Consider the following 16294-nt stretch of genomic DNA (forward strand, 5'->3'; position numbering starts at 1 on the left):
TATGATTATGACCACCACATCAACGATTGAAGGATATCCCGTAAGGCAGTATCTGGGTATTGTAACCGGCGAGGTGATTATGGGCGCCAATGTATTCAGGGATTTTCTGGCCTCGATTACAGACGTTGTAGGGGGGCGTTCCGGCGCATACGAGGGCAAGCTTCATGAAGCGAGGGATACCGCGTTCGGAGAAATGAGGCAGCAGGCTTCCCGCCTGGGAGCAACGGCCATTATTGGAGTCGATATCGATTATGAAGTCGTCCGCGAAGGCATGCTGATGGTTTCCGTAAGCGGAACGGCTGTAATCGTGTAACATAACCCACAATTGCGGGCTATGGCAGTTTTTTGTTTCCCCTAACGACGGCAAACGCCTAAAAATGAAAGCAAAAGATCGCCTGTTCTGCAGCCATTTCGGCCAGGATAACGGCGATCTTCTTGTTGTTTCCGTTTGTTCGGTGTCACTTAAAAATCGGCGAACAGATCGCGGGTCGAAACGCACAAGCCCTTAAACCACACCGATTCCACGTAAAGGTCTTTGCCATTGGAATAATAAGTGACATCCGCAATCTCGCCATCGGTCAAAACGTGAACCGCCGCTTGCTCCTTCATCGGATCGACGATCCAGTATTCCATGACACCGCATGCTCGGTACAGTTCGAGTTTTCGGATCAAATCCTTGCTTCGCGTGGATGGGGACAGCACCTCAACGACCATTGTCGGCGTGCCCTTGTATTTGCCGTTTGCATCGATTCGATCCTTGTCACAAATGACCACCACATCAGGCTGAACGACGCAAATATTATTTGCTTCCTTCTCCAGCGTAATGTCGAATGGGGAGGTCAGCGGTTTACAGGGTTTTCCTTTGAACCAATTGTAAAAAGTACCAAGCAGTTCCTGCACGGCATGTTGGTGTTTGTACGAAGGTGAGGAAAGGTTATACACGATACCGTCAATCAGCTCAAAACGTTGTTCCGACGTTTTCGTCAGCTCAAGGAATTCTTCATAGGTCACAGAGCCACGGCTTAATTCATAGTTCGCCGCAGCCTCCCTAAAGAAGGTTTCATCCTCCCCGGAAAGAGCGGTCAATTTGGCCACATCCTTGCCGTTCCTCGTTACGATAATCTCTTCGCTTGCCTCCGCAAACTTTAAGTACTTCCCGAAATTGTTCTGCATATCGGTGGAAGAAACTCGCATAGGATTCACCTCGGATTAGCTATTTTATTATATTTTAGCTAATATATTAGTGAATTTCAATTAAAATTAGCTAATTCCGAACACTAAGCAGGGCTACTGCTTGGCTGCGCTTATTCGCTCCTCCAGCATATCCCAGTTAGGAGTAGGAATGCCGGCCCGATTTTTCCATTCGCCAAATACGCGGCTTAATGCGACGATTTCATGGGGAGAACCGTCGATCATTCGGCTGACCGGGAGAAGATGAAAAATTTTAAGGAGTAAACGAAGCAGCGCAGGATGGTTCCGGATCCATTTCGCTTGTCCGGCCGGCACCAGGGGGTAACCGAGCGCTTCCAGCACGCTAAAGCCTTCATCCATGGCCGCGACCATTTGGCGCAGCAGCTTGTTGTCCCCGGCGATTTTTTTCATTTTGCCGTCATGAATGAGGGTACCGTAGTTGATGGCCAAAATCGGAATGATATGATTTTTCAGCCAAGCGTCGATATCGTCATGGTATACCGGTTTATAATTGGTTTTGGCAAAAGCTTGATCCAACATCGCACGAAAGGGAATGGGGCCGTCCAATCCGCCAATCACCAGCTGAACGCCGCCGCGAACGCTGACGACGAGGCCGCCGGGTTCCCTGCGGCCGGCGCTAAGTTGGAATCCGAAGGCGACATTTTTGCGGGTAGAGCTGTGCTCCGCAAGGTAGATCTGCATATCCCGTGCGCCGGGATTATTGCCTACTATCACAATGTTGCCGCTCCGGCTCCTGGCCAGTACCGGCAGGACGCTCGGGAAATCGTTAAATTTCATCACCACAAAGATGAGGTCGTAGATATCGTCCGGCTCCAGCGTCCGGACTACCCGCACGGAATCGACCGATGTTTTAAGCTGGAAGTAGTGGCGGATGACGAGGCCGTCTTTCTCCAATTCGTCCGCACGTCGGCCGCGCGCCAACACGGATACGTCGTTGCCTCCGCGGATCAAAGCATGGGCCAGATAACTGCCCAACACCCCTGCACCGTAAATCAAAACTTTCATGAGAATCCCTCGCTTTTTTGTATAATGAACATTTGTTGTATAAATGACGATTGTTGATTACAATGATCTTAGCATCTTGTGGAAAGCCGGAGCAATCGGTAAAACGGCCGCTTTCGTTGAATATTCAACGGATGGGCCCGAAATGTTGAGGAAAGCGCGAAGGAGAGATTATGGACAGAAGAATTATTAAAACGCGGCAGGCGATTATGGAAGCTTTTGTCGGCTTGCTGGGGGAAAAAGGGTTTGAAAAAGTGACGATTCACGAAATCGCGGATCGGGCGAACGTGAACCGGGGGACCGTCTATTTGCATTTCTCGGACAAGTTCGACTTGCTGGAGCAGTGCGTCGAAACTTATTTGCAGCTCCTGCACGAGAGTTGTATGCCGGATGGGGAGGCAAGCAGGGTGCCGACGAAAGCGCTGCTGCTCCGCACCTTCGAATTTATGGAGCGGCACGCCGCCGTCTATTTCATTCTGCTGACGAGTAAAGGCGTGCCTGCTTTCCGAAACCGGATGATGGCGATGGTGGAGCAGGGAATCGGGGAACATATACTAAGCTGCAACATCCATGCGGGAGTGAGGCCCGAAGTTCTCGTCAAGTTTTTGTCCAGCGCTATGGCCGGTTTAGTGGAATGGTGGATCGTCCAATCGATGCCTTATGCTCCGGAGGAAATGGTGGAGCAATTGCTAGTGCTGTTGGAGCGAAATTTACTGCCGCCTGAGCAGGAGCTTGGTGGATGATAAAGGGGAAACGCCGAATTAACGGGAATTCCTCCCGTTAATTCGGTGCCTATGCGGCTGCGGAAGTGAATTAGCTGGAAAACCTCCCACTAATTCACCTGATATTATGCATATCGGCGGGTAGGGCCGCGAAATAGATGGAGTTTTTCCAGCTATATCGGATCGAAGGGCCAAGATCGGAAAATTAACGGGAGATTTTCCCGTTAATAAGTGGGCGGGCAAATGGATTGAGGCAGTTCAAGGCATCGACTCGGCATTTTTTTTCCGCGAAAACGTCCGACCGGGATGATGAGACCTTTCGGACGGGGCGGCGCTATCCTCTGGCGGCGGTGGAAACGGAATACTCTCTCTGGAGCCGCGAAGTGGAGGACGAGGTGCTGCCCGTACTACGCGAGCTCGGCGGCATCGGCTTTGTTTGCAGGTTTGATGCCAGTCGGATTGAAGGATGATCAACGGAACAGTTTTATTAGGAAAGCCGCTACGCAAGCCGAAAGCAGACTTGCGTAGCGGCTTTTTGTGCAGGCAGGTTCAGAGTTTCGCTAACTGCTCTGTGGGGTTCTCTATAGGAGCGGACAACTTAGCATGAAGTTCACGGCATAGAGGATAAATCACTCATGGCAGAGAACTTTGTATAAAATCCTTGAAAATAAATGGAGAGAGGGAAGTATATTGAAAAAGGACGCTCAACTTACTTATGAAGGTGACCCGCACACCGATCATAAACATCTTAATCGAATGCTCTTACTAATGGTTTTAATTATACTATTGTTGTTAATATCGGTATGGTCCTTGACCCGCGGGGCTATTACGGTATCGCTAAAGGAAGTATGGAATAGCCTTCAAGGCCTTGAAGAAAGCAATATGCGTAAATTTCTTTATGAAATGAGATTACCTAACGTCCTTATTGCCATTTTTGGGGGGATGGGGTTAGCCGCGGCAGGCGTCATTCTCCAACGCATAATGCGACATCCGCTGCCGGATCCGGGAACAATGGGAATGACGGGAGGCGGGGCTTTTGCTGTAAAACTGGCGGCCCTCTATTTAACCGATCTAACTATATTTCAGCTCTTTGCGGTTTCAACGGTAGGGTCCATTGCGACAAGCGGAATGGTATGGCTTCTTGCTTCAAGAGTGAAAAGGGGCAGTATGGCGATTCGAAGTATGTTTACGGGCGTGCTAATCCTATTGATTATGACTGTTTGTGTGAGGGTAATTGCAAAAAATACCGATCAATTTAGGATTGGATGGAATTTTTCAGCCTCTGGTTTAGGGTTGTACATGTTGGAATGGCTAATTCCTTGGTTCGCAGTAGGTTTAATCGGCGCTTTCTGGATTATTTTCGCGCGGCCCGCTACCGAGCCTGGGAGAAAACGGCTGATGATTCTATCGTTAATCGTGGCAATGGAATTATCTGTAGGTGTGGCTCTGGCTTTTGGCGCAATTGCTTTTGTAGGGACAGTGGTGCCGCTGTTGGTACGACGCTGGGTAGGCGGGGAGGATCGTTGGGTACTGCCTGTTTCAGTTATTCTCGGAGCTATTCTAATGGTAGTGATCGGTGTAGTCGACCGTACATTAATAGCGCCTATGGAGCTTCCATGGAATTTTATCCCTTCTATTGTCGGCGCTCCGATCATGATTTATTTATTATGCACATATACCGTGAAGGAAGCGCTTGTTAGGAAACGGCAAAGGCAAACTCAACAATAGATGAGTCGAAGAAATTGTGAAATAAAAAGGAGAGTGGATGAAAAGAAAGGCGCCTTCCGTCGGAGTCTACACGCTTAACCATATATTTAACGGGAAAACCTCCCGTTAATATACCGCCCTTGGCCCTTGAATCCGATTTAGCTGGAAAAACTCCATCTATTTCGCGGTCCAACCGCCGATCTATGCAATTTCAGGCGAATTAACGGGAGGTTTTCCAGCTAATCGCCTCTGTAGCCGTATAGGCACCAATTTAACGGGAAGAATTCCCGTAAATTTGAACCAAAGAATTAGCCAGGATATCCTCTGGCGGGTTTCGTTATAAAAACCGGCCAAAGGAGGTGATTTCCAATGGTAACGGTAAAAACGAAAGCCCCGGCACGAACAGCACTCGCGCCAAAACGCTGGGCGACTTGTTGAAATCGCGCCTGGCCCGGCCGCAGCCGGAACAGACGGGACTGAAAAGGTCGCACGGCCAGCGTCGAGCTGAATCTTTACCGGTAAAGAAATAAAACAAACTCCCGCTTCCGTCATGAAATGATGGAGCGGGAGTTTGTTTGCTGGCGGCGTCCATTTATTTGGCGCCATGGGCAAGCAACAACTGCTTGATTTTGCGACCGTTCGGATTTTCTTCGTCGACACTTTGAAGAATCGTAAGCTCTTCACCAGAATCCCAATACGTCACGTTAACCTCGGCCCCTTGCTCTATCAGGTAATTGGCCATCTCATAATCCGATTGACTTACAGCCCTGGATAACAAGGTAGATCCCTCATCATCCGCATCATTGACATCAAAGCCGTAATTCCCTTCCAGCAGCAGCTCGGTTATCGGCAGGTTTCCAGACGACACCGCATATTGCAGCAGCGATATTCCGCCCTCTTCCCCCGGCCGCAGAGACAAATCGGCTCCATGCCGGATCAGATAGGCGGCAATATCCGTCCTTCCAAGTTCCACGGCAACGAAGAAGGCCGGATATTCCTGCTGGCCGAAACCCGCATTCACATCGGCGCGATCCTGCTCCACCAACCGCTTCACTTCTTTCAGGGTAAGCTTATCGAGTTCCGTATACAATTTTGCCGTGGCGCGTTCTTCACTCGTTGCAAAGGGTTCCAATCTCTCGGCGTTTCGGTGATCCTGATTTACATAAGCGACCGTATAGGCGGTTTTGCCGGCTTGCGATTTTGCATTTACGTTAACCTTCTGCTCCAGCAAATAATCGACAACCTCGTCGTACTTGGCCGCTTCCTCAGTATTCGATGCGGACGCTTTGCTTTCGACAACCAGCAGCAAGGCCGTCTCACCTCGATCATCCGGTTTATTCAGGTCTACTCCGCAGGCCTTAAGCTTCTTTAACGCTTCCGCCTTTGCGTTCATCGCCGCGCCGGATATCCCGTATTCCGTACGGGTGCCGTCCCCGGCCTTCAATACAACCGTAGGCCCCTCGTCATCCACAACGATATCGGCATCCAATGCCCCACCGCCATGCGGATAAAAAGACTCGCATTTCTCTTTCGTATCTTCAATCGCTGCCTCCTGCGCAACATCTACGTCCGCCCGGGTTTTGTCCTTACTCAATTCTGTCCCGCCGCCGCACGCGCCAAGCAGCATGCCGATTAAAAGTAATGCGCCGCCTATTCCCAACAATCTTTTCATGGTAGTTTCACTCCAGTATCCCTTTTATATAGACAAATCTATTCCGTTGAGTTTGGCGGCTCCGCCATCCACTCCCTCTATCATGTCGGCATTTTGGGCTTTATTTTATAGAAAATGATGAAAAAAGTCTGGCAAAACGGTCAAAACCGACGAGTTGATATCAAGTAGACTGCAACAAAAAAGAACGAATGCTAATATCAAGGAATTTGGTCAAAAGCAACGCAATTTGTCATAGTAATATACGAACGTATGTTCTATAATTAGATATACGATGTAAGGCAGGTTGTGTTGCTTCGCTGTAATCAAACCACATTAGAGGAGGATTTGAAATGGTAGACACGAGCAGGGATAGCGGATTATTTTTATCTTCAGTTGGTGCAATAGGTGATGGGATAACCGATAACACGGATCTATTTCAAGCGATGTTGGACTCGGATCCGAGTACAGTGTTTATTTTACCCAGCGGCAGATTCAAGATTTCAAGAACACTGAGGGTAAGAAAGAGGGGAGTCTGTTTTATAGGCTATAATTATGGACGGGAAGAAGATCATGCGACGATTATAGAATATCACGGTTTGGGAGATTTATTTGAGATAGGGGATAGCAGTATAGGCTATTACGGCGGCTACCAAGGCTTCAAGCTGAAGAACATTTCGCTGGTGAATAAGTCACCGGATCAGGCGCCTCTTTCGAACCCCATGTCAGGGGATGTAAAGCGCCATTACGGCAAGAATTCTTGTGCTGTAAGGGAATGGAGAGGCGGCGGTATGGTTTTTGAGAACGTGCAGATTGAGCATTTTCAATGGGGAATATGGGGAACACAGAGTGATATAAACCGTTTTGTAAACTGTAATTTTCACTACAATAAGGAAGCTATTCATTTAGAAGCAGGCTCTGATCAATTGAAAGTGGATGGTCTATACTCTTTTGGAAATGACATTACTTTGAACTTTAGCGGGATCTCAGGAGCGCGATTGAATGATTGCCAATTTGTAAAAGAAGGCGGCGCAACGGTGAGCCCTATTCAGTTAGACGGATGCAATTCCATCAGGTTTGCGGGGTGTTGGTTTGAAGGGATGGGAGCTCTGGGAATTACGGTACCAAGCTATGTAAAGCTGGGGGCAACGACAGAATGCAGGAGTATTTGGTTTCGGGACAGCATCCTTGCTATTCCTTCCAAGCAAACTGGGGGGCAGCCGGTCTGTAATTATTTTGTGGAGGTTGTGAGCGGGAAGAAGGTTCTGATTGATGAATTGGGCGGATATCCCCAGAATCTGAAGAAGCTGGTCGCCTTTTCGGGCGACTCTCCAATACAGCAAGTTACCTTGCAGTCTCATCTGGGCTTTGCTTTTGAAGACGGCACATATGCAGATAACAACGGCACCGGCAGAGCGGATTTGTCGGTAGTGGAACGATGAAGTTATATCGAGCAAAAACCCGGGCCAAATCTCATCGGTCCCGGGCGTTTTTGGTTTAATAAATTCTAACGCTTCACCAAGTCCTCACGAATCGGCGTAAACACATCCAGCAAGGCCGAATCTTCCTCCAGCGCGGTCACCCCGTGGACCGCATTTCGGGGAATATGAATCGTTTCCCCGGCTTTAAGCGGGTATTCCCGGCCATCGATGCGAAAAGTGAAGCTTCCGCGCAGGCAGTAGCTCATTTGTTGATGGGGGTGGCTGTGCTCGTAGCCTTCCGCGCCTTTGGCAAAACGGACTTCCATCATCATCAGGCTGTCGTCGGCGTTTAAGATACAGCGTTTTACGCCCGGTTCGGCATTTTCCCATACTCCGATATTGCTCATAAATGAACCTCCTTCTGTTTTCCGTAAATTGAATCTTCCTACTTAATCTTGAGGCAGCAGGATGCAAAAACTTCCGGCTTCCATCTCCAAAAAAGTTCCGTCCAGCTTGCCGCCGATCGTCCGATCCCGTCCGCCGGGCATTCTCATCGGACCCAAAGCGTCTCCTGTATTTATGGTTATAACACCGGGGGAACCGTTCACGACAACAGCACACCACGCACCGGCAGCATGAACGATTTTATAGCAGCGTACTTCCGGCGATGAATGCTCCAATGGGACGTTTTCGAGGTGCACCGGCGGCTCCCCGTCCCGATGGGGATGCAGCAGAATCAGAAAGTCTTCGGTGGCATGACCTTGCACCCTGAAATGTTGCTGCACCGACAACGGATAGTTGCCGGCCAAGGCGCCTAGATCCGCCTCGATCAAAGGCTGCCGGGGCTCGGCGATCAGGGTGCTTAAGCGCATCTCACCCAGACAACGCGCCTCAATGTGCTGCTCCCCGATCTCCGCATCCGTGCTCAGCGTATGCAGGTTCCACACCCGCTCGGCATCCCCTTGAATGTGATCCCAGATCAGATAAACCTCCAATCCGGCTTTGATGAAGGCAAAGTGCCGACGATACGCCTTCACGGTCGGATCGGGAATGCGGCTCACGACCACATCCAGCTCGGCGGAGAAATGGACTTTCTCCCATTGACTGCGAAGCGGGACTTCCCTCCATGCTCCGGAAGACTCGGCAAATTGCATGACATTATGGGCCGCGCTGGATACATACCAATGCCGGTCGCCATTGTAGTAACCGCCCGTTCCCGAATCGAGCGCCAGCGGCACTTGATCGCACCAGATCGAGAAATGGCCCTCGTCATAATGGGCATGGTAGGTGAGCGGCGAGGCCTCGTAGATGGCGTAATGCTCAAAGCGATTCGGGCTCTGAGGATTGCGGAAGATCACATAGCCCATCCCGGGATAGTGAATCGAATGCAACTCAGGCGCTTCTTCCGGCAAATCTGGCTCGGCAAACCACAAAGGCGCCAAAGGATAGGGGAAAGCGCCGCTGTCCCGGACTGGCGATCCGCCGCGCCGCCAAATCCACATCATTTCCCCGGCCAGTTTCGGATCGGTTTCCCGGTAGAAGGGAGCCGCATACACCAGCAGCCGGAACCAGTGTTCCTGCACATTGGCGTCTCCCACGGCGGGCGTCAGCATGACGGGGCCACCGTCCGGTCCGGCCTGAATCCGATCCGGGGACACCGCGGTGCCGATCAGGAAGCGGTACATGGCTTCGACCTTCCCATGCCGGAAATAATCCAACCCCTTAAACCGTTTAAGCAGGGCAAAGAAAAGAAAATAACGGTGGAGCACCGCGCCATGGTACCTGATATTTTCCGGCCAGGCCCCCGTGTCGTCCACGACTTGCTCAAGCTGCCAGTCCACGACCGACAAGGCATGCTTCAGGTAGGCCTCCGCATTCCTTTCCTCCGGGAACAGGAGGGCGTAGACTCCCAGACCCGTGGCCCGGTCCGCGTTCCAGTTGCTGCGCTTGCCGCCTTTTTCATCGGGGAACTCCTCAAGGTCGAAGCGGTAATACCCCGTATCCATCATCAGCTTGGCGATATAGCGGAAGTACGCGAGCAGCATCGCGGTCTCCTCCTCGTCAATAACGCCGGAAGGAGCGATCTGACGGTAAATGACCGAGAGGACGGCCAGCCCCCGGCCGATATGGACCGCCCCGTAAATATCGTCAGCATGCCAGCCCGTTTCTTTAAAAATCCCCATCCCCGGGATGATATCGTAGAGCATGTACAGCAATTTTTGCTTGCAGCGTTCCGCGCTCGCGGCATCGCCTTCCAGCATAAAGCGATTGGCCTCCGCGCCGGCCGCTTCGAGAAAATAGGCCCAGGGCGTCGGCGTCGCCCGGTTGAAGGGAGGCGAACAGAGGGAAGCAGCGCGTAGCGGGTTGCCTTCAACATCACAAAAACCAACCTTCGTATAGACCCCTACAGTTAAAGGGGCCTCCAGACCCAGCGTGACCTGGACGCTGTAATGGTCCTCCTCCCGGACGGGAATCGGCGTCTCGTAATGTAGTACCGTGTCGGCTTCTTCGAGCGTATTGACGATACGAACCATTTGAGCGTTGCCCAAATGAACAGGATCCGTTCCGTTTGCCGGTGTGACGCCGGATGGCTGCATGGCCGCTGCGTTCGTGGGAACGGGCTGAAGCTCGAGCCGGCTGCCTTCTTTGACCTCCACCCGCCAATGGGCCAGATCCTGCGCGAAGTTCGCGTTGCTGAGCTGAACGGGCAGCCCCCGCTGGGAATGCGTCATCCGCATTTCCCGGATTCGGGCGGACCCCTGTCCCGCGATATGTATCGAGATCTTAAGGTACCCTGCCCCCTCCGGTACCCGAAACACAAACGGCTGCGTCCGCTCATTCGCTTGTTCCGCCAGCGGGGCCTTCATGGCCTCCACGGCAAATTGCTCCGAAAGCTCCTTTTGCCGCGCATACTCTTGCCGCAGCGCCGGATGACGACCGACACGTTCTCGCATCGCCTCCAATTCCTCCGCTGAAATCAATCCGCCATAAAATCCCGGATCCTCGCCGCTCCGTAGCTTCATCGATCTCGTGCACCTCCTAACGATTTCTTTCCTTATTTTAACAAGCACGAAGTGCTTTTCGGGATGGAGAATCGAGCGATGGAGAGGGGACAAATCGACTGAATCGGCCGAAAAGTGATTTTCCCCCCTGCACACAGTGGGTTTTTCCATAACCGCTTCGGCCCGCGAACTTTTATCTTAGGATTAAGAAAGGCAACGCTTCATGACGGGAGGAAAAAACTTGTGAATCGTACAAAACGCCAAATCCATGCCTGGACGTTCGTCGCGCCGAGTTTCTTTTTAACGCTGGTGTTTGGGGTGTACCCGATTGTTTGGGCGCTCAAGTACATGTTTTACGATTACCAGGGATATGGAGAACCTTTATTTATCGGATTGGATAACTTTTCGAGGCTGTTCCGGGATACGGAGTTCTGGCAGTCGGTCCTGAACACGCTGGTGTATGCGGGCGGGAAATTGCTGGTGACGATTCCTTTGTCGTTCGTGCTGGCGGTCATCCTGAACCGGGCTTTCAAGGGGCGGCATTTGCTGCGGGCGGTGTATTTCTTACCGACCATCGTCAGCGCCTCCGTGATGGCGATCGTGTTCTATGTCGTGTTCAACTCCTACAACGGGATGATCAATCAACTGCTGATGAAATCCGGCATCGTGTCGGCTCCGATCGATTGGCTGGGACCGAAATACGCCCTGCTTACTTCGATCATCATCGCGATTTGGGGGGCGGTGGGCAACTACATGCTGCTGTTTATCGCCGGGCTGCAAAATATTCCCGAAGATCTGTACGAAGCGGCTTCCCTGGACGGGGCCGGACCTGTCCGCAAAATGTGGAGCATTACGGTGCCGATGCTGGGGCCGGTCCTGCAGATGATCATCATGCTGGCGATCACCGTTTCGCTCAAAGGGTACGAGAGCATTATGGTGCTGACGGAAGGCGGGCCTTACGGCAAAACGAATGTGATGTATCTCTATTTGTACAAGCTGTTCTTCCCGGTATCGAGCGGGGGAATGAGCGCCCAGCAGTTCGGCTACGGCAGCGCGGTCGGTTTTGCGACGGCGGTCATCGTCGGGGTGATCACGCTGATCTATTTCCGGATGTCCAAAAAACTGAACGAACTCTATTGAACGAAAGGAGATCAACCGATGAATACTCTATATCCGTCCATCACCGCTTCCGAAAAAAAAGCGCTCCCCTGGCGCAAATTGGCATCGAGCACCTTGTTGTGGTTGTTTCTGCTGATCGTCGCCGTGTTTACGTTATTTCCGATTCTGCTGGCATTTTTCGGCTCGCTGAAGTCCAATCTGGAGATCACGACTGGTTCCGGCTTGTTACCGAAAGAGTGGAAATTCAGCAATTACGCGCAGGCTTGGGAAGTGGCCAATTTCGCCCGCTTTACCTGGAACAGCTTGTTTATCAGTTTCTTTACAACCGTGGGCACGCTGCTGATCGGAACGATGGCCGCCTACGCCGTGGCGCGGATTGATTTTATCGGCAAAAAGTTCTATGTGTTTCTGCAATCGAGCACCTTGTTTATCTCGATCGGCGCCGTCGTCTTAAGACCCCAGTTCGATTTGATGGTGGCCTTGAATCTGCAAAAATCCCTCTGGGGCGTGATTCTGCTGTTGATCAGCGCCCATGCCACGGTCTTCTTCATGCTGATCGGGTTTGTCCGCGCCATCCCGAAGGAGCTGGACGAGGCCGCGTATATTGACGGCTGCAATTTTTACAGTACCTATTCCAGAATTATCCTGCCTTTGCTGGCCCCGGCCCTGGGCGTGGCCGGACTCTGGTCCTTCCGCGGCGCGTGGAACGAATATATCCTGCCCCTGGTCTTTACGATGACCCAGCCCGATCTGCAGACGCTGACCGTCGGACTGGCCAGCCTCAAATACGGCGTGGGCGATGCCGCGCAGCCGCAACTGATGCTGGCCGGGGCGTGCCTGTCCATTTTGCCGATGCTGTTGGTGTATGTGTTCGCCAATAAATCGTTTATGCAGATGACGGCGGGTTCGGTCAAAGGGTAGACGACGGCGTTCTATGGAGAAGGGGTCGCGGGCAGGGATGACGAGGAGCGTGAGAGCGTTTGAAGACATGGATTTACCGGACTTCCTTGAAAAAAAGAATGTGGGTCTCCTTTGCCGGCCTCACGGTACTATGTATCGCGGTCACCGGCTTATGTTCCTACGTAATCGCCGCCCGCGCCATGGAGCGCAATTCCACCCAATTGAACCACAGCGTGCTCAACCAGTCCGTCAACGTGCTGGACCAGAAGCTGAAGCAGATTGTCGTGGCTTCGTCCACGATGACCCTAAGCGAAACTTACAAACAAACGATTCGCGATATTCAGGCCGACAATCGGGGCCGGTATTTCGCGAATTTTTCGCTGCTTCAAGGGTTGTTTACGCAGGCCGAGTTGACGGAGAATGCCATTGACTCGATCTTGATCAGCACGCCGTGCGGCGATTTCTATTCCAGCGGCAAGACGCGAAAATTCGATGTTCCTTTTAACTCCACGGCCATTTATCAGCGGATTAAGGAAGAGCCCGAAACGCGTTGGATCGAAGGTCATGAGGATGAGCTGTTTACCGGAAAAGAACAGGTTGTTACACTAGTTTTGCAATCGCTTACAGATACATATGTTCCCGACGTGTTCCTCATCGTCAATATCGATGCGAAGATGCTGGGTGAGGCGGTCAGTGAAGGGCTTAACCCGGGCTCGGCCCACTTTTTGCTCATCAATACCTCCGGAGCGAGCGTACTCGGGGATCAAGGACGGCCCGAATGGACGAAGTCCCCGGAATTTATGCAAAAGCTGACGGCGAACCGAAGCGGGAATTTCGAGTATAAAAGCTCGGACGGCACGATGTTGGTCAGTTATGCCTCCTCCGCGTTTGCCTCCGATTGGATCTTGGTCAGCTATCTGTCGAAAGCGGATCTGCTGGCTCCCGTTCATCAGATTCAATGGCTGGTGCTGGCGATCATGGCGTTCTGTATCCTGATGGCGCTGCTGCTGGCCCGGTTCTTGTCGGACCTGCTGCTCTCCCCGCTACTCCGGCTGCAACAAACGATGAAACGCGTCGAACATGAGGATTTGCAGGCGCGCTTCGCAAGTCCCTTCCAGGATGAGATCGGGGAAGCGGGACGGAAATTCAATCAGATGCTGGACCGCATCGGGCAGCTTATCGTCGAGGTGAAGGCGTCGGAGAACGAGAAACGCAAAGCGGAAATCAAGGCGCTGCAGGCGCAGATCGATCCGCATTTTTTGTACAACACGTTAAATACGATTTACTGGAAATGCGAGATGGACGAGTATGAGGATGTCAAAGAGATGGTCCTGTCCTTATCGGCGTTATTCCGCCTGGGACTGAATCAGGGCAAAGAGATCACGACACTAGGTAAAGAACTGGAGCATGCCCGCCAGTATTTAAACCTGCAGCAGCAATGTTATGAGGGGTTGTTCGAATTTTCGATCCATGCGCCGTCCGAACTGATGGAGCTGCCCGTCCTGAAAATCATTATTCAGCCTTTGGTGGAGAACTCCATCCTTCACGGCTTGAAGGACAAACGGGAGGCCGGATTGATCCGGGTCGCGGCGGAGTTCGCGGGCGGCAACCTGGTCCTTTCGGTGACGGACAACGGGGTCGGGCTGGATGCGGAAATGATGAACGAAAAACTGCGGCAGTCCGCCGACGGCAAAGGGTACGCCTTGTCCAACATTTGCAACCGCCTGGCTTTGTACTACGGCAAGGGGGCGGGACTGCGCTTTTTCAGCCGCCCCGGTGAAACGGTTGCCGTCCTTACCATTCCAATGGAAAGCGAGATGGATGAACCATGGAACGTCATGAACCGATAAAAATTTGTATTATCGACGATATTCCGGCGGTGGTGCGCGGACTGTCCCAACGGATTGCCTGGGAGGAGCACGGGATGACCGTCGCGGCCACGGCTTCCAACGGGCAAGAGGGGCTTGAATGCCTGCGCCGCGTCCGCCCCGACATCGTGCTGACGGATATCCGCATGCCGCTGATGGACGGGCTGGAGATGATGCGGACGATTTTGCCGGAGCAGCCGGAGATGAAGGTGATCTTTTTTACGGCGTATACCGATTTCTCGTATGCCCAGGAAGCGGTCAAATTGGGCGCGTTCGATTTTATCGTCAAGCCCTTCACTCCCGGCAACGTGCTGGATGTGGCGCTGAAAGCGAAGGCGTCGATCGAGCGGGAGCGCAGCAAGGCCGCGTATATGCAGGGGATGGAGCGGAAGCTGCGGGAAAGCCTGCCCTATCTGCGGCAGGAATTTATGCGCCTGCTTATCCGGTACGGCACCCGGCAGCAGAGCCAGAGCCGGCAGTGGGATTTCTACGGGATCGCGATGGAGAAGAACGACTTTTGGGTCATGGTCGCGGAGATGGATCATTTCCCGGAACGGACGGCGGATTTGCCGGTCGGCGAGGTGGAGCTGATCCGCTTTGCCGTGCAGAACATATTGGAGGAGACCTTGTCGTCCTATACCAGCGGCATCGTGTTTCGCGAACATATCAACCAGTTCGTGATCGTCGCCAATCCGGCCGCCGCGATGGACGCGGGGCAGCTTGCGGAGAAATGCCGCGAACACGTTTGCAAGCACACGTACCAAACCGTATCGCTCGGCGTGGGCCAGGAGGTGAAGGATACGTCGCAATTGGCCGCTTCGTACGCGCAGGCGTTGGCCGCGTTGGCCAACACGTTTTTGTCGGGGGGAAACAGCGTTTATCTGTACAAAGAGGGGGAATTCCGGGGGGCGGACGAGCCGCAATACTCTTACGAGCAGGAGAAAGAGCTGTTGTTCTGCCTGCGTTCCGCGAACCTCGACAAGGCGGAGGAGCAGCTGCAAGGAATCTGGGACGGGTGGATTTCCGCCGGGAAGAATCCTAATCCTTCGGTTCTGAAGACGCTATGCCTGGAGCTGGCCCATGCGATCCACCGGACGTTTGCGGAAAAAGGCACGGTCGAGGAGATCCAGGAGCTGGAGGGCAAGCTGGCGGATATGAACAAAGCGGCCACGTTTGAGGAACTGTGCGGCTTGATCCGGGAATTTTGCCGGCAGGGCTGCGGCTATTTGCGGAAGCGCCAGGTTAGCGAGTCCAGGGTGCTGGTCGAGCGGGGGGTTGCGCATATCCAGCGGCATCTGCACGAGAACTTGTCCGTGGCGGACTGCGCCAAAGCGGTGCATTTAAGTCCGAGTTATTTTTCCAACTTGTTCAAAAAAGAAATGGGAGTGACCTTGGCCCAATACATCACCCACTGCCGGATGGAGAAGGCGAAGGAACTCGTGCTCGAAGGGATGCAGGTGCAGGATATCGCCGGATCGCTCGGCTATGAGGATCGCCCGTATTTCACCGAATTGTTCAAGAAGCATACGGGGATGACGCCGACGGAGTTCAGGACGCAGTATGCGGCGAAAATGGAAAAGATATGAGAATAACTGAAATTCAAAAATTTATGCAACTTGTCGTAAGACATTTTCCAAGCTGTATGGGTGTGAGGTGAGTAGTGGCAAAAGCGAAAAGGTCATCATATTAGACA

Annotated in this window: 14 protein-coding genes; 9 read left to right on the forward strand and 5 right to left on the reverse strand. The window is 52.5% G+C overall.

Annotated features, from left to right (window positions below):
* Window position 1 precedes the first annotated feature (1 nt).
* Complete coding sequence (locus V4U84_RS10620; protein WP_334071414.1) at window positions 2-313, forward strand: YbjQ family protein; 312 nt, start codon at window positions 2-4, stop codon at window positions 311-313.
* Between the two features lie 149 nt (window positions 314-462).
* Here V4U84_RS10620 and V4U84_RS10625 read toward each other — a convergent pair whose 3' ends face one another.
* Together V4U84_RS10625 and V4U84_RS10630 are read right to left on the reverse strand one after the other, a co-directional pair.
* A complete protein-coding gene (locus tag V4U84_RS10625) occupies window positions 463-1194 on the reverse strand; it encodes a type II toxin-antitoxin system prevent-host-death family antitoxin (RefSeq protein ID WP_334077154.1) in 732 nt (243 codons plus the stop codon).
* A gap of 93 nt (window positions 1195-1287) precedes the next feature.
* Window positions 1288-2217 carry a ketopantoate reductase family protein gene (locus tag V4U84_RS10630; RefSeq protein ID WP_334077155.1) on the reverse strand — a complete coding sequence of 310 codons (930 nt, stop codon included), beginning with the start codon at window positions 2215-2217 and terminating at the stop codon, window positions 1288-1290.
* A gap of 170 nt (window positions 2218-2387) precedes the next feature.
* Here V4U84_RS10630 and V4U84_RS10635 point away from each other — a divergent pair, with 170 nt between their 5' ends.
* From V4U84_RS10635 to V4U84_RS10645, 3 genes are all read left to right on the forward strand, one after another.
* Window positions 2388-2957: a TetR/AcrR family transcriptional regulator gene (locus tag V4U84_RS10635; protein ID WP_334077156.1), complete on the forward strand. Its 570-nt coding sequence runs from the start codon at window positions 2388-2390 to the stop codon at window positions 2955-2957.
* Window positions 2958-3184: 227 nt separating this feature from the next.
* Window positions 3185-3406, forward strand: a complete 222-nt coding sequence (locus tag V4U84_RS26920) for a hypothetical protein (protein WP_416367239.1) — start codon at window positions 3185-3187, stop codon at window positions 3404-3406.
* A gap of 220 nt (window positions 3407-3626) precedes the next feature.
* The gene (locus V4U84_RS10645) at window positions 3627-4664 is read left to right on the forward strand and encodes a FecCD family ABC transporter permease (RefSeq protein ID WP_334077157.1); all 1038 of its coding nucleotides are present in this window, start codon (window positions 3627-3629) and stop codon (window positions 4662-4664) included.
* Between the two features lie 571 nt (window positions 4665-5235).
* On the opposite strand, the gene V4U84_RS10650 is transcribed toward V4U84_RS10645, so the two are convergent.
* Window positions 5236-6315 (reverse strand): ankyrin repeat domain-containing protein, encoded by a 1080-nt coding sequence (locus tag V4U84_RS10650; protein ID WP_334077158.1) that lies wholly within the window; start codon window positions 6313-6315, stop codon window positions 5236-5238.
* Window positions 6316-6644: 329 nt separating this feature from the next.
* Here V4U84_RS10650 and V4U84_RS10655 point away from each other — a divergent pair, with 329 nt between their 5' ends.
* The gene (locus V4U84_RS10655; protein WP_334077159.1) at window positions 6645-7733 is read left to right on the forward strand and encodes a right-handed parallel beta-helix repeat-containing protein; all 1089 of its coding nucleotides are present in this window, start codon (window positions 6645-6647) and stop codon (window positions 7731-7733) included.
* 65 nt (window positions 7734-7798) lie between these two features.
* On the opposite strand, the gene V4U84_RS10660 is transcribed toward V4U84_RS10655, so the two are convergent.
* Together V4U84_RS10660 and V4U84_RS10665 are read right to left on the reverse strand one after the other, a co-directional pair.
* Entirely contained in the window at window positions 7799-8119 is a 321-nt protein-coding gene (locus V4U84_RS10660) for a cupin domain-containing protein (RefSeq protein ID WP_334077160.1), read from the reverse strand.
* 42 nt (window positions 8120-8161) lie between these two features.
* On the reverse strand, window positions 8162-10735 hold the full coding sequence (locus tag V4U84_RS10665) for a heparinase II/III domain-containing protein (protein ID WP_334077161.1): 2574 nt from the start codon (window positions 10733-10735) through the stop codon (window positions 8162-8164).
* A 222-nt stretch (window positions 10736-10957) separates the two neighbouring features.
* Between V4U84_RS10665 and V4U84_RS10670 the strand changes: the two genes are divergently transcribed.
* Genes V4U84_RS10670 through V4U84_RS10685 form a run of 4 tightly spaced genes read left to right on the forward strand, consistent with a single transcriptional unit; the run spans window position 10958 to window position 16187 of the window.
* The gene (locus V4U84_RS10670; RefSeq protein WP_334077162.1) at window positions 10958-11854 is read left to right on the forward strand and encodes a carbohydrate ABC transporter permease; all 897 of its coding nucleotides are present in this window, start codon (window positions 10958-10960) and stop codon (window positions 11852-11854) included.
* Between the two features lie 18 nt (window positions 11855-11872).
* Entirely contained in the window at window positions 11873-12754 is an 882-nt protein-coding gene (locus V4U84_RS10675) for a carbohydrate ABC transporter permease (protein ID WP_334077163.1), read from the forward strand.
* Window positions 12755-12813: 59 nt separating this feature from the next.
* Window positions 12814-14583, forward strand: a complete 1770-nt coding sequence (locus tag V4U84_RS10680) for a cache domain-containing sensor histidine kinase (RefSeq protein ID WP_334077164.1) — start codon at window positions 12814-12816, stop codon at window positions 14581-14583.
* Entirely contained in the window at window positions 14562-16187 is a 1626-nt protein-coding gene (locus V4U84_RS10685; protein WP_334077165.1) for a response regulator transcription factor, read from the forward strand. Before V4U84_RS10680 ends, V4U84_RS10685 begins: the two co-directional genes overlap by 22 nt.
* Window positions 16188-16294: the final 107 nt, after the last annotated feature.

The sequence above is a fragment of the Paenibacillus sanfengchensis genome (genome assembly GCF_036864765.1).
GTDB classification, from domain to species: Bacteria; Bacillota; Bacilli; order Paenibacillales; family Paenibacillaceae; genus Fontibacillus; species Fontibacillus sanfengchensis.

Bases quoted from the DNA above. Each gene is read 5' to 3' on its own strand.
- V4U84_RS10620 (WP_334071414.1), top strand. From the start codon at position 2: ATGATTATGACCACCACATCAACGATTGAAGGATATCCCGTAAGGCAG.
- V4U84_RS10625 (WP_334077154.1), bottom strand. From the start codon at position 1,194: ATGCGAGTTTCTTCCACCGATATGCAGAACAATTTCGGGAAGTACTTA.
- V4U84_RS10630 (WP_334077155.1), bottom strand. From the start codon at position 2,217: ATGAAAGTTTTGATTTACGGTGCAGGGGTGTTGGGCAGTTATCTGGCC.
- V4U84_RS10635 (WP_334077156.1), top strand. From the start codon at position 2,388: ATGGACAGAAGAATTATTAAAACGCGGCAGGCGATTATGGAAGCTTTT.
- V4U84_RS10650 (WP_334077158.1), bottom strand. From the start codon at position 6,315: ATGAAAAGATTGTTGGGAATAGGCGGCGCATTACTTTTAATCGGCATG.
- V4U84_RS10655 (WP_334077159.1), top strand. From the start codon at position 6,645: ATGGTAGACACGAGCAGGGATAGCGGATTATTTTTATCTTCAGTTGGT.
- V4U84_RS10660 (WP_334077160.1), bottom strand. From the start codon at position 8,119: ATGAGCAATATCGGAGTATGGGAAAATGCCGAACCGGGCGTAAAACGC.
- V4U84_RS10665 (WP_334077161.1), bottom strand. From the start codon at position 10,735: ATGAAGCTACGGAGCGGCGAGGATCCGGGATTTTATGGCGGATTGATT.
- V4U84_RS10675 (WP_334077163.1), top strand. From the start codon at position 11,873: ATGAATACTCTATATCCGTCCATCACCGCTTCCGAAAAAAAAGCGCTC.
- V4U84_RS10685 (WP_334077165.1), top strand. From the start codon at position 14,562: ATGGAACGTCATGAACCGATAAAAATTTGTATTATCGACGATATTCCG.